The sequence below is a fragment of the Pontibacter sp. YIM B11418 genome (assembly GCF_059278805.1).
Map to the genome: position 1 here is coordinate 69,437 of NZ_JCAEMH010000005.1, position 22,223 is coordinate 91,659.

Genomic DNA, 22,223 nt, shown 5'->3' on the forward strand with positions numbered 1-22,223 from the left:
ATGCAGAAGGATACCGAAGTTAAACTGACCGAAAAAAACACCAGGCCAACAAGTATGCGCATTTTGGTCTACGATTTTCTTGCTGCTCAGAGGGCAGCCTTATCGTTATCGGAAATTGAGGAACAGCTTCATTATGCAGACAGAATTACAATTTATAGGACATTAAAAACTTTTGAAGAAAAGGGCATCATACACAGTATTCAGGAAAACGCGACAACGAAGTATAAACTGTGTAGTGATGAATGTGATGAACATACCCATAAAGACTGGCATCTGCATTTCTACTGCAAAATATGCAAGCAGACCACCTGCAAGGAGAATATCGTAGTGCAGGAGAACATCAAAGGTGATTTCAGAATTGACGAAGTCCGGCTATTTGCAAAAGGCATTTGTGAAAACTGCCTTGATGAAACTTTGTAATCGTATTGCGGATCGACAGCCCTCAACTTAGCAACATTAGAGAGACACCCATTTAGTTCGAATTTAAAGAAAATGCTATGACAGAATTCTGGGAGTCAAGCTTTAGGGACAAAAACACGATGTGGGGATTTGAGCCTGCGGATGCTGCCCAAGCAACCCTGAAATTATTTAAAGAACATCATCTTGAAAAAATCTTGATTCCAGGCTTTGGCTACGGCAGAAATGCAAAGCCCTTCATCGATGCCGGATTCAAGGTAACCGGAATTGAGATCTCAGAAACTGCCATCCACCTGGCCCGCAAGCATTACGGAAGTAACATAACTATACATCATGGACCTGTCAGCGCTATGCCGTTCGACCAGGAATTATATGATGGAATTTTCTGCTACGCCCTCATTCACCTGCTAGATGAAGAGGAGCGGATCAAGTTGATTGACGATTGCTACAAACAACTAAGGCCAGATGGCTATATGGTTTTTGTGGCAGTTTCAAAAAATGATGCAATGTATGGGAGTGGGAAAGAAGTAAGTAAGAACAGATTTGAGACCAGGCATGGCGTACGATTATTCTTCTATGGTTCAAATGCTGTTGAAAAAGAATTTGGCAGGTATGGACTAATAGAATCGAAGGAGATTGATGAACCAGTCGAAAATATGGGAAACAGACCCTCTCTAAAATTCTGGCAAATAATATGTCAGAAATAAGAATGCCTCCGTCTAACAAGTTACAGGAGGTATAGTTCAGCAGACACCTTGCCCTACACCGTTAAACAGGAAAAATCCGCTCTTTTGCCTGCTTCTGGAATTGCTCCGGTGTCTGCCCGCTCATTTTTTTGAAGAACCTGCTGAAATACGACCTGTCTTCAAAACCAAGGCTGTAGCCAATTTCCTGTATATTCTTTGCACTGGTGACAAGTTCCTGTTTAGCCGCCACTACGATGCGGTCCTGCAACAACTGCGTAATCGTTTTCCCGATATTCTGCTTCAATATCTGGTTCAGACGCTTGGGTGTGATGTTCAGTTTATCGGCATAAAATGCCACTGATTTCTCTTCCCTGAAATGATTCTCCAACAGTAGCAGAAAATGATAGACCCGCTTCTCATTTAGGCCCTGGCGGGTTAAAGTCTGCGTTTTATATTGCATCAGTTTCAATAGAAATGCCTTCAGCAATGCTTTAAGCACCAGAAAATTCTTTTGCTGTTGTTCATATTCGCCTTCCAGGACCTGACGGATGGCCTCCAGTGTATAGGCCATGTCCTCTTCTAGCAAGATGGTGGAGAAACTTCCAGCGCCTTTGCCGAGAAAAAGCCTGATCACGTCCAGCGAAAATTCTTTTACCTCGTAGTCGAGCACCGATTTATGAAAGGCGATAAGTGTCCCTTTTCTGCCGGATTTTCTGGGGCGTGGAGAGCGGTTTGCCGGGATCAGGTACATCCAGTCTCCTTTGATGCGGAGAGAATCTTCTTTTATAAAATGGATGGGCTCCTCATCTTTCAGCCAGGCAATCTCAAAGTAGTCTTCCCGGAAAGGACTTTCAAAATATACCTGTAAGGGTGCTTCGAGCGAGCTAATCAGAAACAGGTCTTTGTCCGGATTCATAGGCTATCTGATAATAAGCAAAGTTTTAGTGTGAGAGCGTAATTCATTAGCTCAACTTCTCGGTTGCGCTCCAATATTATACCTTAATACCCCTGAACAATTTCCCTTTTGTCCTACCTTATGGGAAGTCTGTACTACCCCCTGCGCCTGATATTGTTGTAAATTTGTAACAGATGCAGAGACAGTGGCATGCCGCATTAAAATATATACAATCACTTTTAAAGATATAAAATTATGAGCATAACAGTATTAGAACCTATTATAGGTAACGGAAAAGCAGAGAAGAAACTATATAAATTCCCACAGCTAAAAGGTAAAGAGCTACCACGCGATAACTTTATCGGTGGGCAATTTGTCCCACCAGTAAAGGGAGAATATTTCGATAACATTTCACCTATCAACGGAAAGGTCTTTGCGCAAGCCGCCCGTTCTACCAAAGAGGACGTGGAGCTGGCGCTGGACGCGGCACACAAGGCCTTCCCAATATGGAGCAAGACATCAGCCAAAGATCGCAGTAACATACTGCTTCGGGTAGCCCAGACCATTGAAGACAACCTGGAGTACCTGGCTACAGTCGACACCATCGACAATGGGAAACCGATTCGCGAGACACGCGCGGCAGACCTTCCGCTCGTAGTCGATCACTTCCGTTATTTTGCCGGCGTGATCCGCGCAGAGGAAGGTGGCATTTCGGAGCACGACGAAAACACGGTGAGCATTGTATTGCACGAGCCGATTGGAGTGGTAGGGCAGATCATTCCCTGGAACTTCCCGCTGCTGATGGCCGCCTGGAAAATAGCCCCTGCCTTGGCAGCCGGAAACACGATTGTCCTAAAGCCAGCGGAGCAGACTCCAACGAGTATTTTGGCCTTGGTGGAGTTGCTCACTGACGTACTACCAGCCGGCGTGCTGAACGTAGTAAACGGTTTTGGAGCAGAAGTGGGTAAAGCGCTGGGTACTTCCCCAAGGATCAGCAAGCTTGCGTTTACCGGCTCCACGGCAACAGGTAAACTGATCATGCAGTACGCTTCCGAAAACATCATTCCTTCTACAATGGAACTAGGTGGTAAATCACCGAACATCTTCTTCCCATCCGTGATGGATGCCGACGACGAGTTCTTTGACAAAGCCCTGGAAGGAGCCGCGTTCTTTGCTCTGAATCAAGGTGAGATCTGCTCCGCTCCAACCCGCATCCTGGTGCACGAAAGTATAGCCGACGCCTTTACAGCCCGCGTAATTGAACGTGTGAAAGCTATTAAAGCCGGTAACCCGCTGGACGGTGAGACAATGATCGGTGCGCAGGCATCGAAGCCGCAGTACGACAAGATCCTGAACTACATCAAGATTGGTAAGGAAGAAGGAGCCGAAGTACTGCTGGGTGGCGAACCACAAAAGCTCGAGGGTGAATTGGCTGATGGTTATTACATCCAGCCCACCATCCTGAAGGGCCACAACAAAATGCGCGTGTTCCAGGAAGAGATCTTTGGACCGGTGGTATCTCTGACCACTTTTAAAACAACCGAAGAAGCCATTGAGATTGCTAACGATACCATTTATGGACTGGGCGCCGGCGTCTGGACGCGCGATGCACACGAAATGTACCAGGTACCGAGAGCCATACAGGCTGGCCGTGTCTGGGTGAACCAATACCATACCTATCCGGCACACGCTCCGTTTGGTGGCTACAAGCAGTCGGGTTACGGCAGAGAGAACCACAAGATGATGCTCGACCATTACCGCCAGACCAAGAACATGCTGATATCTTATGATAAGAAGAAGCAAGGTTTCTTTTAAGCTAAAGTTTGTCATTATCCTGAAATCACCTGGGGCTTCCTCAGGTGATTTTTTTTGATAGTTTAACAAATTGAAATATGGAAAAGATACTAGTAACAGATAAAGCAAAAGACGTGATCAGCCAACTGAAAGAACGCTACGGTGAGCTGATGTTTTACATGAGTGGCGGTTGCTGCGAAGGCTCGCAGCCCATGTGCTACGAGAAAGGCGAATTTAAAACGGGCTCCCGCGACGTGCTGATCGGCGAGGTGGAGGGCTCTGAATTCTATCTGTCGGAAGAGCAGCACAACTACTACGAGCACTCCCAACTGCTGTTGGATGCGGCACCCGGTATGGGCGGCGGCTTCTCGCTGGAAACTGTGCTGGGTATGGCGTTTAGTATAACAACCCACGCGCTCATTGCGAAGGAAGATGTCGCTTAGTCTAGTCCAACCTATAGGCTATACAAATTAAAATAGCTTTCACGCAGATTTTGTGGAGTAGGAACCCCAAGACAGCATACCTGAAAAGAGCCCGTAGGCGAAAAGCTAACGGGATCTTTTTGCTTATGCACATCAAGGCAATAGTATCTTTTGAGGCTGGCAGCAGCCGAAGAATTGGCCACCTGATATGAAAAGGCGAAAGTCCAGTGGTAATATTACATGTATGATTAAGTTTAAAGCTGCTAACAAGTAACCCGTACAATCTATACCTTAGACTTGACTTGGAAACATTGTGACCTTAGCAAGAATAAAGCGTTGACTAGCTGAGGCTGCGCGCAATTGTATACTTTTGCATGAAGTTCCACGCCTATATACATGACTAAACCGCGCCTTGCCCTGCTCATCGGCATTATATGCATCTCCATTTTTCCGGTGTTGGTAAAGCTAAACTTCACACCGGGCCTGATATCGGCCTTCTACCGGATGGCTATTGCGGCCGCGCTACTGCTGCCCTTTGTGCTGCTGACCAGGCGCCTCCACATACCGCCCACTCCGATCCTGTTGCTGGCCGTGCTGTCGGGTATCTTTTTCGCATCGGATGTGGCCGTCTGGAACATCGCTATCCAACAGTCCACAGCAACACAGGCCTCTCTGCTCACCAACCTGGCCCCGGTGTGGGTGGGTGTGGGCTCCTACCTGTTTCTGGAGAACAAGCCGGCGCGTAACTTCTGGATCGGAACGGTGATTGCCCTGATGGGTATGGTGGTGCTGGTGGGATATGAGTTTTTCCTGGAGCTGCGATTCGACTTGGCCTTTATGCTTGGTGTGCTGTCCGGCATTTTTTATGCGATATACATCCTGCTGAGCAAACATGTGCTCGAACGCATGTCGGTCCTTTCGTTCATGACGATCAACCTGCTCTCCTCCTCTGTTTTTCTGGCTGTGGTCTCCTATTTACTGAACGAGCCTTTCAGCGGCTTTTCGGAGATGGGCTGGCTGGTGCTGTTTGTGCAGGGTATCCTGTGCCAACTGGTGGCCTGGCTCCTCCTGAGCTATGCCACGCAGCACATGCGCGCCACCCGCGTCTCCCTCAGCCTGCTTAGCCAAGCACTGCTGGCCTCGTTTCTGGCCTGGTTGTTCCTGGACGAGCAAATTACGCTGCGGATGGTAGCCGGTGGCCTGATCCTTTTGTCCGGCATCGGGGTCACGTTTTATGCCGGCGACATCTCACTGCGTAGAATCCTGGGTCGGTACAGACAGGTATAGGCTTCTGTTTCTGCAGGTATGCATCAAATCAAAAAAACGTTACATCAATTTATACTATGAAGAAATACCTTATTCTCGCCTCCATTTTTGCTCTAACCCTGAGCGGATGCAACACAGCCAAAAACGCTGACCAGACTGCCGATAGCAGCGCTACCCCTACTACAGGTATGGAGCAGCACGATCAAACCATTACCGAAAAACGCTGGAAACTGGTAGAGTTGGAGGGCCAACCCGTTACCATGTCCGAAGAGCAGCAAACCGAAGCACATTTTGTGCTCCATACGGAGGGCAATAAGCTAACCGGAAACGGGGGATGTAATGTCTTTAACGGTACCTATTCCCTCTCCGAAGGCAGCCGGATCCGATTTTCCAGGATAGCAACGACCAGAATGTACTGTGCGGGTGTGGAGAAGGAAAGGGAATTTCTGAAGGTATTTGAGTTGGCCGACAACTATACCTTGCAGGGCGACACGCTAATGCTGAACGTGGGCCGTCGGGCACCACTGGCCGTGTTCCATGCCGTATACCTGCGCTAACGTTCCGGCTATACCTTGCTTCTCAAGCATGTAAAAATTGCTATCTTTTTAAAACTAAAAGATTACACCCTCTATGCACCTCATCCTTCGTAATATCCTGGCTGTTGTGGCAGGCATCGTAGTCGGCAGCATTATTAACATGGTCCTGATTTCGGTCAGTGGAACTATTATTCCGCCGCCAAACGGGGTTGATGTCACCACCACAGAGGGCCTGCAGGCAACCATGCATCTGTTTGAGCCAAAGCACTTCCTGTTTCCCTTTCTTGCACACGCACTAGGTACGCTGACCGGTGCTTTTCTGGCCGCCACAATCGCAGCTACGCATAAGTTTAAGTTTGCCATGGCCGTCGGTGTCTTTTTCCTGGCCGGAGGTATAGCCAGTGTATTCATGCTCCCCTCCCCTGTCTGGTTCACGGCGCTGGACCTGACGGTAGCCTACCTGCCGATGGCTTATATAGCATACCTGCTTTCACGGCGGTTAAACTTGCCTGAACCTACCAGCATCTAGCAATCGGCTGCCGCTATACCTGGCCGGAGCTTTAGAAATTTCGTAAGTTGCACCTATGAATCACAGATCACCGGAGATCCGGACCGTAAACGTTATCCGCTACATCACGCCTTTACGCGAAGGAGGGTCCCTACCCGCCATTGTGGAGGCCGATGACGAGTTTCTGTACGTCCTGAAGTTTAGGGGCGCGGGCCAGGGCATCAAAGTCCTGATTGCCGAACTGATCGTGGGGGAAATTGCCCGGACACTGGGCTTCCAGATTCCCGAGATCGTGTTCATGCACCTCGACGAAGCTTTTGGTCGCACTGAACCAGACGAGGAGATACAGGACCTGCTCCGCGCCAGCGAAGGCCTCAACCTGGGCTCGCACTACCTGCAGGGCGCCATCACCTTCGACCCCGTGGTCACGACCATCGATACCGACCTGGCTTCCCGCATCGTGTGGCTCGATGCCCTGGTAACCAACGTGGACCGCACCGCCCGGAACACCAACATGCTCATGTGGAAGAAGGAACTCTGGCTGATTGACCATGGCGCTTCCCTCTTCTTCCACCACTCCTGGGACAACTGGGAAGAGCAGGCCAATCGCCCGTTTGCCATGATCAAGGACCATGTACTCTTGCCCCATGCCAGCGAACTAGAGGCAGCGGACAAAGCCGGTCGCGTAACACTGACGACCGCCCGCATACAGGAGATCCTCGCGCTTATACCTGACGAGTGGCTGACCGGTGTAGAGTCGCCGTTTGAGACAGCTGAGGAACACCGCCAGGCCTATGCCCGCTTCTTCGAGATCAGATTAGCCCAATCAGACATATTTGTGAAAGCCGCCCAAGATGCAAGAAAGACACTTATTTGAGTACGCCGTGATTCGGGTGGTGCCGCGGGTGGAGCGGGAGGAGTTTGTGAATGTGGGCGTCATCCTGCTCTGCAATTCCCGTGGCTTTTTGCAGATTCGCTATACCTTAAACGAGGCGCGCCTACGGGCCGTGTACGGCGAACTGGATATGGAGGAGCTACGAGCACGTCTGCAGGCTTTCGAGAAAGTGTGCGCCGGCCGACGCGAAGGCGGGTCGATTGGTCAGCTGGGTACGGCCTCCCGTTTCCGCTGGCTCACGGCCAACCGCAGCACCATCGTGCAGACTTCTGCTGTGCACCCCGGCCTTTGCCTCGACCCTGTTGAGACGCTGGATAAACTGCACCGCGATCTGGTGTTATAGACACTTTAGCTGCAACTCAACTTGCTCCGCTTTTCGTTATATTCGCACAGACCAGACGGCACCTTATGAACATCTCCCGCATCATCACCATCGTCCTGACCATCTGCGCTATCGTGTTTGTGGTCCTGATTCTCTCGGATCCTTACTTTTTTGCGAGTACCAAAAAGATGCGAAAGAATGCGGAGTCGAAGCTGGAGGAAGGCATCATGGGTAACCCAAACGCGTTCAAGGAAGCCAGCTATTTCTTCAATTCCCTGATAGACCAGGGCCACGGCGACCGCCAGACCTACGACCTGCTCTACTGGAGCTACCGCTACGACAAGAATTTTGCCCAGGCCGAGGAAACCCTGGACGAAGCGCTGGAGGTATACCCAGATGATCTTGGCTTTTTATACCACCGCGCCGAAATGCGCCTGGAGTTAGGCAGGTATGAAGAGGCGCTGGAAGATTACAATGCGATTATACCTGCAGCCAAAAGTGAAAGCTTCTATTACGACGCGCTTTACGGTCGTGGCGCCGCAAGGTATAAGCTGGGGCAGGAAAAAGAAGCGGAAGCAGATCGTGTGAAAGCGCAGGCGCTGACGCAGGACACCCTGCAGACGTATACCGTCTATTTTAAGGAGTAGAAACCTTATTCTAAATACAAATTACTATTCCAGTTGGCCCTAGTGTTTGCTTGTTGATGTTACGAGCCCCCGCTTCCCGGCCCAAAGCCAGAGCAGGATCAGCAGCAGTTCTCCGACGGCATCGAGCAGGTATACGTTCCGGATCACATCGTTCAGACTGTAGTACACATCGATAAACCCAAGCCCGGCGGCACCGCCTATACCCAGCCATTTGATCTCAGGTGTTACCCGTCTTTTTATACCTGCCGCCAACAGTAACAGCCCGATTACCGTGATCAGTACCCCGACTGTGCGTACCAGCCACAAGTCATCCTTCGGGCCGGTCACCCAAATAAAACTGGGCATGTGCACAAGCGGCCATATACCGGTAATCGCCCAGTACACGCCCTGTATTTTTGATATAAGCGAGAGTCTGTTCAAGCACTTACAATCATTTACTGCTTAAATATGTAACTGGTGGTAGGTGGGCAAGGTATAGGTTTCGCCTGCCGCCAGCAGGTGCACTTTCATATCCCGTACCGAAAAGGGTTCGCCTGTTTTGATATCGTAGATGTTGGTTTCCGTAATGCCCAGGCCATCCACGATTGTTACCAGACCGGAGCCGAGTACTTTTATCTCAGAGCCTTTGGTTACGCAGATAGCCGTGTCCTCTTCAAGCCCGATGCCGATACAACCCGGGTTGGTGGCGATGCACTGCGACACCCTAATGATGCGACCGCGCTGTATGAAGTGTGTGTCGATGGCCACGTTTTTGAGAAACTCCAGCCCGGTGGTGATGCGCACATCGCCTTTGATGTAGCCACCCTGCGTTTCGCCTTCGTAAATCATGGGTGTGGACATGGCGGCAGCTCCTGCGCTGGTGCCGGCTATGATAAAGTCTTCGTCGTAGGTATAGCGCTCCTTTATGAGTTGCAGCACCGGCGACCCGCCCAGTATGGCCGTGAGCCGCAGCTGATCGCCCCCCGTGAACATGATGCCAGCCGCACGCTCCACCATCTCCAGGAATTCAGGCTTGCTCGCATCCATGCGGTTGCGGATATCCAGGACTTCTACGTGCTTCACTCCCAGCTTGTGAAACTCTTTGATATAATCCTGTGAGATTTCATCAGGTTCGGTTGAGGCTGTTGGCACTACAGCCACCATCGGCTCATTGCCTTTGAGGGTGTCGACAAAGTACTTCATGATCTCCTCACTTTCGAAGTCTGCATTTTTACTCTGTTCTTCTGACAGCTCCTTGTTTCCTTTGTCCTCACGGCCTCCTATGGCCAGTAAGCATCCTTTGGGTATTGGGGCTTCCTTGTGCTGCTTGTGTCGTTCAGATACTCTTTTCTTCGCCATTATTTTGCTCCTTTCTTATAGCTTTTACTCATCAAGGTCTTTTGTAACTCACTACACGTGCCACCAGCGTATCGGCGCTGGCCGGGTCCTCCTTAAAATTCACCCAACCTTCCCGCTTCGAATCCTTCGGTGAAAAGGCGATGCTCAACTCTGCACTTTCTACTTCTTCTCCTCCGCTTTCGGTTGTGAGCTCCACCTGCACTTCCTCTGCGGTTTCACCTCCCCTGTTATGCACCACCACCCGGTAGCGGTGAGGCGCGTTGGCCGAGGGATCGTGATAATACTCTAAGGTCAGGTCGGGCGAAGACGGCTCGTGGGTATAGGTCATATAGCTCAGGTATGCCAGTATAGCCAGCACCAGCACCAGGCTAACGCCAAACACCGTCCACTCCAGTCCATTTTTATCATCGTCATCTCCAGCCCTGTCTACCTTTTGCTTCTTGTCAATAGCTTCTTTTTCTTTCATTCTTTCGGTTACTTAATAAGCAGACGTCCTGCTGAAGCGCCTAAACTGGACAGTACACCCAATACAATGCATTGGGCAAATGATACTTCAAAACTAACCCCCTGAAAGCGTCCGAAAAACCAAAGCAGAAATGCTGAGGCCGCCACTGCTGTCAGGTAACTCAGGCAGGTGTCCATGGTAATGGCAAAGGCAAGATTCCCCTGCTGGTGTTCCCCAGTCCCTTTGAAATCGCTGAAATAAACCACCACCATACTCATGGCAAGTGAGAGCACAGCCATCAATAAAATGTGCACCGGCCTTGCCCCGGTTGCCAGCACAAGGACTTCCTCGGTAGGGGCCACATTACCGCCCACTACGATGCTGCCGCAAAGCGCCAGCACCACCAGGCTGACCTTGCTTCGAAGCCCGGTGCGCCAGCCCGCTTCCTTTGCCTCTGTCTGCACCTCGTCCTCTTCTTCTTCCGACTCATCTTCCGTGCCACCGAGCTGCGCCGTCCCAATCGATACGCCGATGGACACGGCCATGGCCTCGACAATGATCTTTCCCATGATCTCATCAATCGACATCTCCCCTAACTGAATGCGGTTGAGCACAAACAGCACTCCGAAGGCCAGCACGATGCCTAGCCCCATCTCCTCCACCGAGTCGATGAAGACGCTGCGCCACGAAACTCCCGGTCGCATACCTGCATAGCGGTTATACCCCAGCAATAGCAGGTAGGTGACCAGCACCATGATCAGTAACTGTACAGGCGAGGCTGTAAAACCGGCCCACCATACCTCCATGGTATAGAGCAAAGGAAAGCTAAACAATAGCCCTCCCGCTATACCCCGGGCATACTCCTGCAGCGATTTCCGGACGGGTCTTGTATTCTTCTTATCTGCCATACCTGCTACCGGACGTTAACGGGGTAAGCGAAAGGCCAGACCCGTTGTGATAAAATGCTGCGGCGCTACCTTGTTCAGCCGTCTTCCTGCCGCCACATCAAACTGCAGATTGGGCAGCAGCAGGTATAGAATCCCCGCATCGGCCTGGTGCTCTGCCGGCTCGCCTTTGCCCTTGCTCCCAAAGACCTCCAGGTATAGCGACACCTTATCGACAAACTGCCGGGTGATGTTGGCACCGTAGGATGACTCTGGGTTGCCATCGGTCCAGCCATAGCCCAGGTTATAAGTCAGGTCCGTTGTTTCGGTGAGTGCGTTGCTAAAGCCCAGATTGAACTGAGGCTCTACGTTATCTGGTTCGAAAACCTCACTGGCCAGGGGCAACGCCAGCATGGCGCTTATGGCGGCCTCCGGGCGCCAGCCGCTTTCTTCCCAGAGCCGTACCCTGGTTCCGACACTCAACGGTCCCCACCCCTTGACATGGCGCCTTGTCCCGTTCTCGATGACAGAGTCTTTGACGGCACCCTGCAGGCGCAGCTCAACACCCTCCAGTAAGCCGACGCGCAGCAGCGCCGTGGGGTAAGCATAGGTCCTAATCCTAGAGGTAAGCTTCTGATAGTTATAACCTGCCTCCAACTGTACATACCCTCGTGAGACCACGCTGGGTCCCTGTGAATTGTCAGGCCTGTCAGCGTTTAGTTCCTCCTGCGCCTGCGCCGGTAATATAGGTATGCAGAACACAAAGCTCAGCAGTACCAGCATGAGCATTTTCGTTGATTTCATTGCCTTGTGCACCTCGGTGCGTTTGTTGCGCTTTATACGCTAAAGGATGCTGCAGGTAGGCTATACAAGGCACAAATACCGCTTTGCACGGAGTGAGGCCGTATATTACCGCAAAGCATGAACAAAGGCCGATAATTTATAGGATTCCTGTGATCTGTCTGGTAAAACAATACAGTAGCTGGTAGCCAGCCGGATGATGAGTTGAAACTGAAGGGGAATTATAAGAGGGGAAAAGGGAGCCGGTTCCAACCGCCTGCATTAAAAATAACAGATACCGGCTCCCCCATAAACATGCACAAACCGCTAAACGCACCCCAGATAGCGGCAAGCGCACGATCATCTCAAAAACAACGTTCGTTTCGGCAGGGTACTCGCCAGGAGTCAGCCCGCATGGTCTAACCAACCTAAAACCAAAGGGCTCCTCTGCCTTATCCGTGTTTTGATTTCTTATACGCCAATGATTTGGGGAAGTCACCTTAAAAGTTACTAATTAGTTGTTTTACAGGCATTTTCAGTATTCTCAGCCTGTCTCCTACGTGTTTTTACGCAGCCAATAAGAAGCCGCGCAGTCACAACAACCGGTTTATAGCCCTCCTTTACATTAAAATATTCTAATATTCCTATGCTGGCACATTAATTGCGCTTCATGTGTCCTAACCTTAAAAAAACAAACATGAAGAAAATCTTTACCACTGCCATGCTGGCATTACTGGGTGCCGGGGCTTATGCTCAAACGTCTCAAGGTACAGTTTCTGTTCAGGGAGCAGTAAACTTTAGAAACGAAAACAGGAAAGTAACTGACAGTGAATTTGGAGAAATGTATTCCTCCCGTAGCGTTAACCTGGGACCTACAGTCGGATATTTTCTAAACGACGGGCTAGAACTTGGAGTGGGCTTAGGATTCTCCCGGAGCACCAGCAGATACAAATGGGATGACGGGGAAAATTATACCAGGTTCAACGACATAAGTTTACTTCCCTACGTCCGGAAGTACGTAGCCATTACAGAGCAGTTGCAGTTGCACGGTACAGGCTACGTCTCCTTTGGTCTTGGCAATCAAACCTCTAAAAACTCCCAAGATTCATCCTCCAAAGTAACTGGCACATCCACTGATCTCGGCATAGGCATCTACCCTGGTCTTACCTATTTTGCCACACCGAAGCTGGGCATTACGGCTACATTTGGTTCCCTATCTTACTCCAGACGGAAACATAAGCCAAAAGAAGATGCTTATCATACCTATTCAACTACCTACAACACATTCTCTGCTAATTTATCACCGAGTAGCGTGAGCATCGGGGTAGGGTATTTCATTGCACGCTAGCCAGTCAACCATGAAAAAAATAGCCATATTATGTGCAACAGCGTTGATAACCCTTGGTGCACAGGCACAAACTACAAAAGGAACCGTGGCCCTCACCGGAAGGTTTGGTTATACCCAACAAAAAGCAGAACCTGATAAGCACAATGGGAAGGACTTCTATAACTTAGACGGCTATACCTATACCATAGCACCCGCCATAGGGCTCTTTGTAAAAGATAATCTAGAGATAGGAGCCTCCGTATACCTTACCAGGAGAAAATCTGAAAGTCTTAGTACTAACCTGAATTATCGAGGTGATGATTTCGCAGAGGGTAATGGAAAGGGTTTCAACATTTATGCAACACAACATAAGTTCCTGAAAGAACGAATAGCTGTACATGGAACATTGTCAGCTGGCCTTGGTAACACTGAAAATACGCGATTCTTTACCAACAGAGATCAGCTAAGGGTGTATCAGTCGGGAGACTCTTATGATAAAGCTTCTGAATTTTCCGTCGCACTATCGCCAGGTCTCACCTTTTTTCCTTCTGACAAGGTAGGTATATCCGCCAACTTGGGAGCACTGAGGTATAGCCGGCGTGACATCGAGGAAGTGCATAAAAGTAGTATGTACAGCCATATGGAGCACAGGGAAACTGCCTACATATCGAATACAATGGAGTTAGATTTTTCAAGCCTACACTTAAATTTTAGCCTGACCTATTTTTTAGGAAAATAAACTTCCTATACCTGTATAACACAGCGGCCTCACCCTTTCCAGAGTGAGGCCGCTGTGTTATACCTATACCTGTAGTTTATACCTTACCAGCCACTCGCCAGCACGTCGGCAATGTGCATAGTTTTGATCGGCTTCTTGTTTTTCTGGATGTAGCCGTTGAGGTGCATCAGGCAACTGCTGTCGGTCGAGATGATATAGTCAGCGCCGGTTGCCAACGCATTTTCCACTTTCTGCTCAGCCATCGCCACCGAAATGGCTTCGAACTTTACGGCGAAGGTGCCGCCAAAGCCGCAGCAGGTTTCCGTGTCTTCCATCTCGATTATTTCCAGCCCGTGCACGCCTTGTAGCAGCGCCCGTGGTCCTTCCTTGATGTGGCATTCGCGCAGGGCGCTGCAGGAGTCGTGGTAAGTGGCTTTGCCGTCGAGGCGGGCGCCCGGCACCTGCGATACCTTGAGCACATCGGTTAGAAACTCCGTCAGCTCGAACACCTTTTTCTGCATGGCGCGGTACTTCACCAGTTTGGATGACTTCACGAAAATGTCCTGGTAGGCATTGCGCACCATACCCACGCAACTTGCCGATGGCGCCACAATGTAATGCGACGTTTCATTCGAAAAATCGTCGAGAAACTTGTTAGCTACTTCGCGGGCCTCGTCAAAAAAACCAGCATTGAAAGCAGGCTGTCCGCAGCAGGTCTGGTTTGGGTTATAGTTAACTTCGCAGCCCAGGCCCTCAAGTACCTTCACCATGCTCATACCTGTCTCGGGATGCAGCTGATCCACAAAGCAGGGAATGAAAATATCTACAATTGTTCTTCTTGCCATAATCAGGAGAAAACAGAGCCTGAAGCTGCCAGCGCAGCAGCAAAAGCCTCTTTGTCGAGCTTCAAATTTAAGGCATTATTTTCGAAGTAGCTGACCAAATTTTCTGTTGCCATGTTGCCCACCAGTTCGTCTTTGGCCATCGGGCAACCGCCATACCCGCGCATGGCCCCGTCAAACCGTCGACAGCCGGCCCCATAAGCAGCTTCCACTTTCTCGTGCCAGCTGGTTGGTGTGGTGTGCAGGTGCGCTCCAAATTCGATGTGCGGGAAAGCGGGCACCAGTTCGCTGAACAGGTAGGTGATATTTTCCGGATTGGAAACGCCAATCGTATCCGAGAGGGAAATGATCTTCACACCCAGCTTATCCAGTTCTTCTACAAAGCGAATGACGGTAGCCGCATCCCAGGGGTCGCCGTACGGATTGCCAAAGCCCATGGAAATATAGGTGACGAGCGTTTTGCCCTGGCGCAGGCAAATGTCCTGGATCTGGGCCAGTTGTGTCATGGCCTCGGCGATGCTCTTGTTGGTGTTGCGCTGCTGAAACGTCTCTGACACCGAGAGCGGAAAGCCCAGGTAATCGATCGCTTTGTGTGTTGCCGCCTCTTCCGCGCCCCGCACATTGGCAATGATGGCCAGTAGTTTAGAGCGGGTGCTGCTCAGGTCCAACCCGGCCAGCACGTCGGTGGTGTCGGCCAGTTGCGGAATGGCTTTGGTCGACACGAAGCTCCCGAAATCGATCGTGTCGAAGCCCACCTGCAGCAGCTGGTTGATGTAGTCAATTTTGGTCTGCGTAGGTATAAAATCATGCAAGCCCTGCATGGCATCGCGGGGGCACTCTATTATTTTTATGGTATCGTCTGTCATAGAAAAGCGATTTTGGTCGTTTTGCCAAAGATACAAAGAAGCATAGGTCAGAGTAGGGAAATACCACGAGAATTTATACCTGATACAGCCAGCACGGTTGATGGTATAACACCTATGCAGCCACCCGAAACGCAGCCAGGTATAGTAAGCCCCTATTTATACATCATGCGGAGGATAAAGGCATAATTATTTTTGTATATGATCTTATTCTCCTATATTATGCTTGCTAAATACAGATAATTTCAGAAACCCGCATGGCTCGCATCTGAATCCGGAACCATACTCCAAGCCCTCACCCGCTATGAACGTAACAAACACCTTTGTAACCAGAGTCAGCCCCGGCAGGGAAGCAGACCCGCAAGACGTACTCGGCCTGCTGCAACAGCAGCGCGCCTTTTTTGCGAGTGGCCATACCTTAGATGTCAGTTTCCGGAGGGAGCAACTCCGACGACTGCTGGAGGCCTTGCGCAGCCATGAGCAGGAACTGATCGATGCCATGTACACCGACTTCCGGAAACCGGCTTTTGAAACATTTACCACCGAGATAGGCTTTGTCGAAAAAGAGCTGCAGCTCGTGCTCAAAAATATCGTGCGCTGGGCTAGGCCACAGGCAGTCGGCGAAACGCTGCTCAATTTCCCGGCCCGCAGCTACATCTATTCGCAGCCTTATGGGGTGGCCCTCATCATCGGTCCCTGGAACTACCCGCTGCAACTCGTGCTAAACCCCTTGATTGGTGCCTTGGCGGCTGGCAACTGTGCCATCATCAAACCATCCGAGCTCACGCCTGCCACCTCAGCAGTTATTGCCCGCCTGATCGCCAAAACTTTTGATCCCCAATTAGTTGCCGTGGTGGAAGGTGGCGTGTCCACGACGCAGCACCTGTTGGCGCAGCGCTTTGACTACATCTTTTTTACGGGCAGCACCCAGGTGGGCCGCGTCGTGATGAAGGCTGCCGCTGAACACCTGACGCCTGTGACGCTGGAGTTGGGCGGCAAAAGTCCTGTGATCGTGGCTGAAGATGCTGACCTGGGCTTGGCAGCACGTCGTATTGCCTGGGGAAAGTTCATGAACGCCGGCCAAACCTGCGTGGCCCCTGATTACCTGCTGGTGCAGGAACAGGTAAAGGACGAGTTGATGGAGCGGCTGCGGCTTGCCATTCAGGAGTTTTATGGCGACTCACCCCGACACAGTCCGGACTTTGCCCGCATCATAAACGACCGGCACTACCAGCGCCTGAGCAAGTACCTGCAGGACGGCGTGGTGCGGATAGGTGGACAACATGATGCGGAAAGCCGCTTCATCGCTCCGACTGTGCTGGACCAGGTGAGCTGGCAACACTCGGTTATGCAGGACGAAATATTCGGACCTATCCTGCCTGTGCTCACTTATACCTATCTGGATGAGGCCATTCGGGAAATAAACGCCCGGGAAAAGCCCCTTGCACTTTACTTCTTCTCATCTGACAAATGGCAGCAGCAGCAAGTACTGGAGCAGGCGCACTTTGGAGGTGGTTGCATCAACGATACCATCTCGCACCTCATCAATCCCAAACTTCCTTTTGGCGGAGTAGGCGAAAGTGGGGTGGGCAGTTACCATGGGCAGGCCAGTTTTGAGCTGTTCTCTAACCAGAAGAGTGTCGTGCATCGCGGCACATGGATTGACCTCCCGCTGCGCTACCCACCCTACGGCAATCGCCTGGCATTAGTCAAAAAGGTGTTTAAATGGCTATAAGCCCAGCCATAGGTATACCTGATGTAGCCGTGCCATAGCGCCTCTCGTATGAAAATATATGGAGCAATTGCCGTATAGGAGTTGTACACCCTTACATACCTGAGAACACTATGGAAAACCTGATAGAATACCTGAATGAATCACTCGTTCCGCTGGAGGAAAAAGTAAAAGAGTACCTGCACGTGGAGCGTGACATCCGGCTGCTAGAAGTGGAACTGCTGTCGCTGCAAAGCATGCGGCCCGACTTTGACCCGGAGCAGACGATGGAACAGCATCTGACGAATAAGCAACCGCAGAACTCGCTGAATGATAAAGAGCAGAAGCTGAAAGATCTGCTCACGAAGTACAAGGCCCTGCAGCAGGAGGTGATCGGCATGCTGCCTGAGCGGGACAAATTTGTGGAACTGAATCTGGGCTATGGGCCGAGTATGGTCGGCTATTTTACGGTGGATCCGGAGACCCGCACGCCGCTCGAGGAGCCAGTGCTACGCGTGGTACACTAATTTCAGTATCTTTGATGCCTTAATCTTTGACGTCCCAGGATTAGGATTGTCACAGACTAACCAAAACCGTATCCACCTACATGGGTTTACTATTCCTCTACCTTCTTATCTCACTTGTTTTTTCATTCTTATGCTCTCTGCTTGAAGCAGCTTTGCTCAGCATAACACCCTCGCACGTAAGCATCACCTCGCAGGAGAACCCGACGGTAGGCAAGCACCTGAAGGAATTCAAAGACAACGTCGACCGTCCGTTGGCGGCCATTCTAACGGTAAACACCTTTGCACATACCATCGGCGCAGCGGGTGTAGGAGCACAGGCCCAGATTATCTGGGGCGAGGAGTATCTTTCGCTGGTTTCGGCTATCCTCACGATCATCATCCTGATCCTCTCCGAGATTATACCTAAAACATTGGGCGCCAATTACTGGAGGCAGCTGACTCCCTTTACGGTGAACACGCTGCGCATCATGATCTATTCTCCTTTGTATCCGCTCATTGTACTATCACAGTTCATTACCAAACGCCTGAAGCGTGACAAGGACAAGAGTGTGCTGAGCCGCGCCGACTTTTCGGCTATGGCGGAAATAGGTATAAAGGAAGGCATTTTTAAGAGAGGCGAGTCCCAGATTTTGCGCAATGTGCTGCGTTTTAACAAGATTCTGGTGCGCCATGTGATGACACCGAGAACTGTTGTGTACGGTGCTCAGGAAGACATGCTGATCGTTGATTTTTTCAAGCAGGCGAAGACCCTGCGCTTCTCCCGGATCCCGGTTTACCAAAGTAGTCTGGATGACACAGATGGCTATGTACTGAAGGATGAAGTGCTCTCCAAACTGATCGACAACCAGGGCCACCTGCCCTTGAAAAGCATTAAGCGCAGCATAGAAGTCGTGACAGAATACATGCCTATACCTGAGCTGTTCAGCCGACTCATCAAAGAGCAAAACCACATCGCGCTGGTCGTGGATGAGTACGGCGGCACGGCGGGCATCGTGACCATGGAGGATATCATCGAGACGCTGCTGGGTATGGAAATCATGGACGAGATGGACAACGTGGAAGACATGCAGAAATGGGCTCGCGAGAACTGGGCAAAACGCGCCAAAGGCATTGGGTTCAAGCAGGAGTAAAAGGTCATCTTATACCTTCCAGATCCTACAAAAAGAGAATTCCCCGCTGTCTGATCGATGGCGGGGAATTCTCTTTTTATGGGGTCGGTCAGTGCTTAATGAAACTGCTCTTCTTCGGTAGAACCCACCAGCGCGGCAGTGGAAGCAGTGCCTGAGGTGACGGTATTCTGAATAGCATCGAAGTAGGCCGTGCCGACAAAAGACTGGTGCTTCACGGCTTTAAAGCCTTCTTTCGCTAAACCAAACTCGCGTTCCTGCAGCTCGGAGTAGCCTGCCATGCCGCGGGCTTTGTAGGCCTTGGCCAGTTCAAACATGCTGGTATTGAGTGCATGGAAGCCGGCCAGTGTGATGAACTGGAATTTGTAGCCCATCTTCGCTAACTCTTCCCGGAACGTTTCCATTTCTTTCACACTTAATTTAGCAGCCCAGTTAAAGGACGGCGAGCAATTGTACGCCAGCAGCTTACCCGGGAATTCTGCATGGATGGCTTCTGCAAACCTGCGGGCCTGCTCCAGGTCGGGTGTAGAGGTTTCCATCCAGATCAGGTCGGCATAAGGGGCGTAGGCTAGGCCACGGGCTATACCTTGCTCGATGCCGCAATTCACGCGGTAAAAGCCCTCGTTGGTACGTTCGCCAGGTATAATGAATTCATGATCGCGCTGATCGATATCGCTGGTGATCAGGTTGGCAGCGTCGGCATCGGTGCGGGCAACAAGCAATGTTGGTACGCCCATCACATCAGCTGCGAGTCGGGCTGCCACCAGCTTGTTGATAGCCTCCTGCGTTGGTACCAGCACTTTACCGCCCAGGTGTCCGCACTTTTTGGCGCTCGATAACTGGTCCTCGAAATGCACGCCGGCGGCTCCGGCCTCGATCATCATCTTCATCAGTTCAAAAGCATTCAGGTTACCACCAAAACCAGCCTCCGCATCAGCCACGATCGGCACCAACCAATCTACTTCTCCCTCGCCAGTCACGCTTTGGATCTGGTCGGCACGTAGTAGCGCGTTATTGATCTTTTTGATCACCTTCGGTACGCTGTCGGCTGGGTATAAACTTTGGTCGGGGTACATATGGCCGGCCAGGTTGGCATCGGCGGCCACCTGCCAGCCGCTCAGGTAAATGGCATTGAGACCAGCCTGCACTTCCTGCACCGCCTGGTTGCCGGTCATGGCGCCCAATCCGGCCACATAGTCTTCGTTATGCAGCTTATACCACAGTTTCTCTGCTCCATTGCGGGCCAGTGTATACTCAATTTTAACGGAGCCCTGCAGTTTCACAACTTCGTCGGCGGTATACGGTCTTTTTATACCTGCCCAACGTGGGTTCACCAGCCAGTCTTGCTGGATTGCCTGAATTCTTTCGGTCTTTGACATAATTATAGGAGTTTAGAAGTTTGAGAAGTAAGAGTTTGAGAGATAAATGGGTGGAGGAGTTAAATGAGTTTGGGAGTTGAGGAATATCAGGTTCTGAGTTGAGTACTTTCAATTTAAAATGGAAAGCGATTCAGTTGCTATTGATTATCTACCATCTAGATTCTACAAATCCTAAACTATCGAACTCCTTAACTCTAGTCGATATACTTATAGGCCGGTAGCGTCAGGAAATCGACGAAGCAGGTAGAGAGCACGAGCTCGGAGAAGAGTTGGGAAGCGCGTTCGAAATGGCAGTTTTTGAACATGGCCAGGCCCACTTCCTCTTTGATATGCTCGGTCTCTTCTTTGATCAGCTGCAGCACACGGACCTCGGTAATGGGTTCGCCTTCTGCGGTGCGGGTATCCTGGTGGTGAAGCCATTGCCATACCTGCGCGCGGGATATTTCGGCGGTGGCGGCGTCCTCCATCAGGTTGTGAATCGCTGCTGCGCCGGTTCCGCACAGCCAGTTGCCGATGTACAGGATGCCTACGTTGATGTTGAGTCGCAGCCCTGCTTCTGTGATCTGGCCCCCTTCTATCCTGAAGTTGAGGAGGTCGTCTGCTTTCACTTTCACGTCTTCGCGCAGCACTTCCTTCTGGTGCGGTTTCTCACCAAGCACTTTGTCAAATGCCTCCCTAGCCACGGGGATCAGGTCCGGATGGGCGACCCAGGTGCCGTCAAAGCCATTTTTGGCCTCAAAATCCTTGTCGTCTTTCACTTTCTCAAAAGCGGTCTTGTTCACAGCAGGATCGTGGCGATTCGGAATAAAGGCCGCCATACCACCCATGGCATGCGCGCCGCGCTTGTGGCAGGTCTGCACGAGCAGATCGGTATACGCTTTCATAAAAGGCACCTGCATGGTGATGGCCGTGCGATCCGGGAAAATGACATCCGGTTGGTTGCGGAATTTCTTGATAGCGCTGAAGATGTAGTCCCAACGGCCAGCATTCAGGCCGACGATGTGTTCGCGCAGTTCGTACAGGATCTCGTCCATCTCGAAAGCCGCCAGGATGGTTTCAATCAGCACCGTCGCTTTGATCGTGCCCACAGGTATAGCCAGCGTCTCCTGCGCGGCCACAAACACCTCGTTCCACAAGCGGGCCTCCAGGTGACTTTCCAGTTTGGGAAGGTAGAAGTAAGGTCCTGTACCCCGGGCAATCAGCTCTTTGGCATTATGAAAGAAGAAGAGTCCGAAGTCAAATAAGGCGGCAGAGATCAGCTTGCCCCCGATTACCAGGTGCTTCTCCGTCAGGTGCCAGCCGCGTGGACGCACTTTCAGCAAAGCCACTGTATCTTTCAACTGGTATACCTTACCATTCTGATAAGTAATGGTGCGGCGCACGGCATCGTAGAGGTTGAGCTGTCCCTCCACCACATTTTCCCAGGTAGGCGAGTTGGCATCCTCAAAGTCAGCCATGAACACATCAGCCCCGGAGTTAAGTGCATTGATCACCATTTTGCGATCCACCGGACCTGTGATCTCCACACGGCGCATCTGCAGATCGGCAGGTATAGCCCCCACTTTCCAGTCCCCTTCCCGAACCGGTTTGGTATCCTCCAGAAAATCGGGGCACTCGCCTGCATCGATGCGCTGCTGCCGCTCCGCTCTGGCTTTCAAAAGCTCCGCTCTTCTGTTTTCGAAACGCTCATGCAGCATTTCCAGAAATTCGAGTGCTTCAGGTGTCAACACTTGCTCTATACCTTTCACAGGCGATCCTTTTACTTGGGCTGTGCTTTCTACTAACATAGCTATAAACTTGAGGTGATAGATTATAAATTTATCATCTATACGCGAACATTTCAATTTTGGCGAATTTTCGCTAATAATTTCATTTACGTTTTTAGGAAATAATC

At 50.9% G+C, this 22,223-nt stretch carries 25 protein-coding genes; 15 read left to right on the forward strand and 10 right to left on the reverse strand.

Annotation, left to right across the window (positions count from 1 at the left end):
• Both AC4QZR_RS13125 and AC4QZR_RS13130 read left to right on the forward strand, forming a co-directional pair.
• On the forward strand, positions 1 to 420 hold the full coding sequence (locus tag AC4QZR_RS13125) for a Fur family transcriptional regulator (RefSeq protein WP_494481322.1): 420 nt from the start codon (positions 1 to 3) through the stop codon (positions 418 to 420).
• 77 nt (positions 421 to 497) lie between these two features.
• A complete protein-coding gene (locus AC4QZR_RS13130; protein ID WP_494481323.1) occupies positions 498 to 1,124 on the forward strand; it encodes a class I SAM-dependent methyltransferase in 627 nt (208 codons plus the stop codon).
• 61 nt (positions 1,125 to 1,185) lie between these two features.
• Here AC4QZR_RS13130 and AC4QZR_RS13135 read toward each other — a convergent pair whose 3' ends face one another.
• Positions 1,186 to 2,019, reverse strand: coding sequence for a helix-turn-helix domain-containing protein (locus AC4QZR_RS13135; RefSeq protein WP_494481324.1), 834 nt, complete (start codon positions 2,017 to 2,019; stop codon positions 1,186 to 1,188).
• 234 nt (positions 2,020 to 2,253) lie between these two features.
• Here AC4QZR_RS13135 and AC4QZR_RS13140 point away from each other — a divergent pair, with 234 nt between their 5' ends.
• The 8 genes from AC4QZR_RS13140 (at position 2,254) to AC4QZR_RS13175 (ending at position 8,388) form a co-directional block, all read left to right on the forward strand.
• A complete protein-coding gene (locus AC4QZR_RS13140) occupies positions 2,254 to 3,813 on the forward strand; it encodes an aldehyde dehydrogenase family protein (RefSeq protein WP_494481325.1) in 1,560 nt (519 codons plus the stop codon).
• Between the two features lie 77 nt (positions 3,814 to 3,890).
• Complete coding sequence (locus AC4QZR_RS13145) at positions 3,891 to 4,235, forward strand: DUF779 domain-containing protein (RefSeq protein ID WP_494481326.1); 345 nt, start codon at positions 3,891 to 3,893, stop codon at positions 4,233 to 4,235.
• Between the two features lie 375 nt (positions 4,236 to 4,610).
• Positions 4,611 to 5,501: a DMT family transporter gene (locus tag AC4QZR_RS13150; protein WP_494481327.1), complete on the forward strand. Its 891-nt coding sequence runs from the start codon at positions 4,611 to 4,613 to the stop codon at positions 5,499 to 5,501.
• A 56-nt stretch (positions 5,502 to 5,557) separates the two neighbouring features.
• On the forward strand, positions 5,558 to 6,037 hold the full coding sequence (locus tag AC4QZR_RS13155; RefSeq protein ID WP_494481328.1) for an META domain-containing protein: 480 nt from the start codon (positions 5,558 to 5,560) through the stop codon (positions 6,035 to 6,037).
• Between the two features lie 73 nt (positions 6,038 to 6,110).
• Positions 6,111 to 6,545: a hypothetical protein gene (locus AC4QZR_RS13160; RefSeq protein ID WP_494481329.1), complete on the forward strand. Its 435-nt coding sequence runs from the start codon at positions 6,111 to 6,113 to the stop codon at positions 6,543 to 6,545.
• Between the two features lie 55 nt (positions 6,546 to 6,600).
• Positions 6,601 to 7,401, forward strand: a complete 801-nt coding sequence (locus tag AC4QZR_RS13165) for a HipA family kinase (protein ID WP_494481330.1) — start codon at positions 6,601 to 6,603, stop codon at positions 7,399 to 7,401.
• Positions 7,379 to 7,762 carry a DUF3037 domain-containing protein gene (locus tag AC4QZR_RS13170; RefSeq protein ID WP_494481331.1) on the forward strand — a complete coding sequence of 128 codons (384 nt, stop codon included), beginning with the start codon at positions 7,379 to 7,381 and terminating at the stop codon, positions 7,760 to 7,762. Before AC4QZR_RS13165 ends, AC4QZR_RS13170 begins: the two co-directional genes overlap by 23 nt.
• A gap of 65 nt (positions 7,763 to 7,827) precedes the next feature.
• Positions 7,828 to 8,388 carry a tetratricopeptide repeat protein gene (locus tag AC4QZR_RS13175; protein WP_494481332.1) on the forward strand — a complete coding sequence of 187 codons (561 nt, stop codon included), beginning with the start codon at positions 7,828 to 7,830 and terminating at the stop codon, positions 8,386 to 8,388.
• A 39-nt stretch (positions 8,389 to 8,427) separates the two neighbouring features.
• Here the strand turns inward: AC4QZR_RS13175 and AC4QZR_RS13180 are convergent, their stop codons facing one another.
• The 5 genes from AC4QZR_RS13180 to AC4QZR_RS13200 all read right to left on the reverse strand — a co-directional run bounded on the left by AC4QZR_RS13180 (position 8,428) and on the right by AC4QZR_RS13200 (position 11,859).
• Complete coding sequence (locus AC4QZR_RS13180) at positions 8,428 to 8,733, reverse strand: hypothetical protein (protein WP_494481333.1); 306 nt, start codon at positions 8,731 to 8,733, stop codon at positions 8,428 to 8,430.
• Between the two features lie 96 nt (positions 8,734 to 8,829).
• The gene (locus tag AC4QZR_RS13185) at positions 8,830 to 9,726 is read right to left on the reverse strand and encodes a cyanophycinase (RefSeq protein ID WP_494481334.1); all 897 of its coding nucleotides are present in this window, start codon (positions 9,724 to 9,726) and stop codon (positions 8,830 to 8,832) included.
• 31 nt (positions 9,727 to 9,757) lie between these two features.
• Positions 9,758 to 10,192 carry a hypothetical protein gene (locus AC4QZR_RS13190; protein WP_494481335.1) on the reverse strand — a complete coding sequence of 145 codons (435 nt, stop codon included), beginning with the start codon at positions 10,190 to 10,192 and terminating at the stop codon, positions 9,758 to 9,760.
• Between the two features lie 8 nt (positions 10,193 to 10,200).
• Entirely contained in the window at positions 10,201 to 11,079 is an 879-nt protein-coding gene (locus AC4QZR_RS13195) for a TIGR02587 family membrane protein (protein WP_494481336.1), read from the reverse strand.
• A gap of 15 nt (positions 11,080 to 11,094) precedes the next feature.
• Positions 11,095 to 11,859: a transporter gene (locus tag AC4QZR_RS13200; RefSeq protein ID WP_494481337.1), complete on the reverse strand. Its 765-nt coding sequence runs from the start codon at positions 11,857 to 11,859 to the stop codon at positions 11,095 to 11,097.
• Positions 11,860 to 12,532: 673 nt separating this feature from the next.
• On the opposite strand from AC4QZR_RS13200, the gene AC4QZR_RS13205 reads away from it, so the two are divergent.
• Entirely contained in the window at positions 12,533 to 13,183 is a 651-nt protein-coding gene (locus tag AC4QZR_RS13205) for an outer membrane beta-barrel protein (RefSeq protein ID WP_494481338.1), read from the forward strand.
• A gap of 10 nt (positions 13,184 to 13,193) precedes the next feature.
• Complete coding sequence (locus AC4QZR_RS13210; RefSeq protein WP_494481339.1) at positions 13,194 to 13,901, forward strand: outer membrane beta-barrel protein; 708 nt, start codon at positions 13,194 to 13,196, stop codon at positions 13,899 to 13,901.
• A gap of 83 nt (positions 13,902 to 13,984) precedes the next feature.
• Here the strand turns inward: AC4QZR_RS13210 and AC4QZR_RS13215 are convergent, their stop codons facing one another.
• Entirely contained in the window at positions 13,985 to 14,725 is a 741-nt protein-coding gene (locus AC4QZR_RS13215) for a (Fe-S)-binding protein (RefSeq protein ID WP_253406259.1), read from the reverse strand.
• A 2-nt stretch (positions 14,726 to 14,727) separates the two neighbouring features.
• Entirely contained in the window at positions 14,728 to 15,588 is an 861-nt protein-coding gene (locus AC4QZR_RS13220) for a hydroxymethylglutaryl-CoA lyase (RefSeq protein ID WP_494481340.1), read from the reverse strand.
• A gap of 301 nt (positions 15,589 to 15,889) precedes the next feature.
• Here AC4QZR_RS13220 and AC4QZR_RS13225 point away from each other — a divergent pair, with 301 nt between their 5' ends.
• The 3 genes from AC4QZR_RS13225 to AC4QZR_RS13235 all read left to right on the forward strand — a co-directional run bounded on the left by AC4QZR_RS13225 (position 15,890) and on the right by AC4QZR_RS13235 (position 18,953).
• Positions 15,890 to 17,320 (forward strand): aldehyde dehydrogenase, encoded by a 1,431-nt coding sequence (locus tag AC4QZR_RS13225; RefSeq protein ID WP_494481341.1) that lies wholly within the window; start codon positions 15,890 to 15,892, stop codon positions 17,318 to 17,320.
• A gap of 110 nt (positions 17,321 to 17,430) precedes the next feature.
• Positions 17,431 to 17,823 (forward strand): hypothetical protein, encoded by a 393-nt coding sequence (locus AC4QZR_RS13230; RefSeq protein WP_494481342.1) that lies wholly within the window; start codon positions 17,431 to 17,433, stop codon positions 17,821 to 17,823.
• Between the two features lie 80 nt (positions 17,824 to 17,903).
• Positions 17,904 to 18,953 (forward strand): CNNM domain-containing protein, encoded by a 1,050-nt coding sequence (locus AC4QZR_RS13235; protein ID WP_494481343.1) that lies wholly within the window; start codon positions 17,904 to 17,906, stop codon positions 18,951 to 18,953.
• 95 nt (positions 18,954 to 19,048) lie between these two features.
• On the opposite strand, the gene aceA is transcribed toward AC4QZR_RS13235, so the two are convergent.
• Positions 19,049 to 20,329 carry an isocitrate lyase gene (aceA, locus tag AC4QZR_RS13240; protein ID WP_494481344.1) on the reverse strand — a complete coding sequence of 427 codons (1,281 nt, stop codon included), beginning with the start codon at positions 20,327 to 20,329 and terminating at the stop codon, positions 19,049 to 19,051.
• Positions 20,330 to 20,523: 194 nt separating this feature from the next.
• Entirely contained in the window at positions 20,524 to 22,116 is a 1,593-nt protein-coding gene (gene aceB, locus AC4QZR_RS13245; RefSeq protein ID WP_494481345.1) for a malate synthase A, read from the reverse strand.
• Positions 22,117 to 22,223 lie beyond the last annotated feature (107 nt).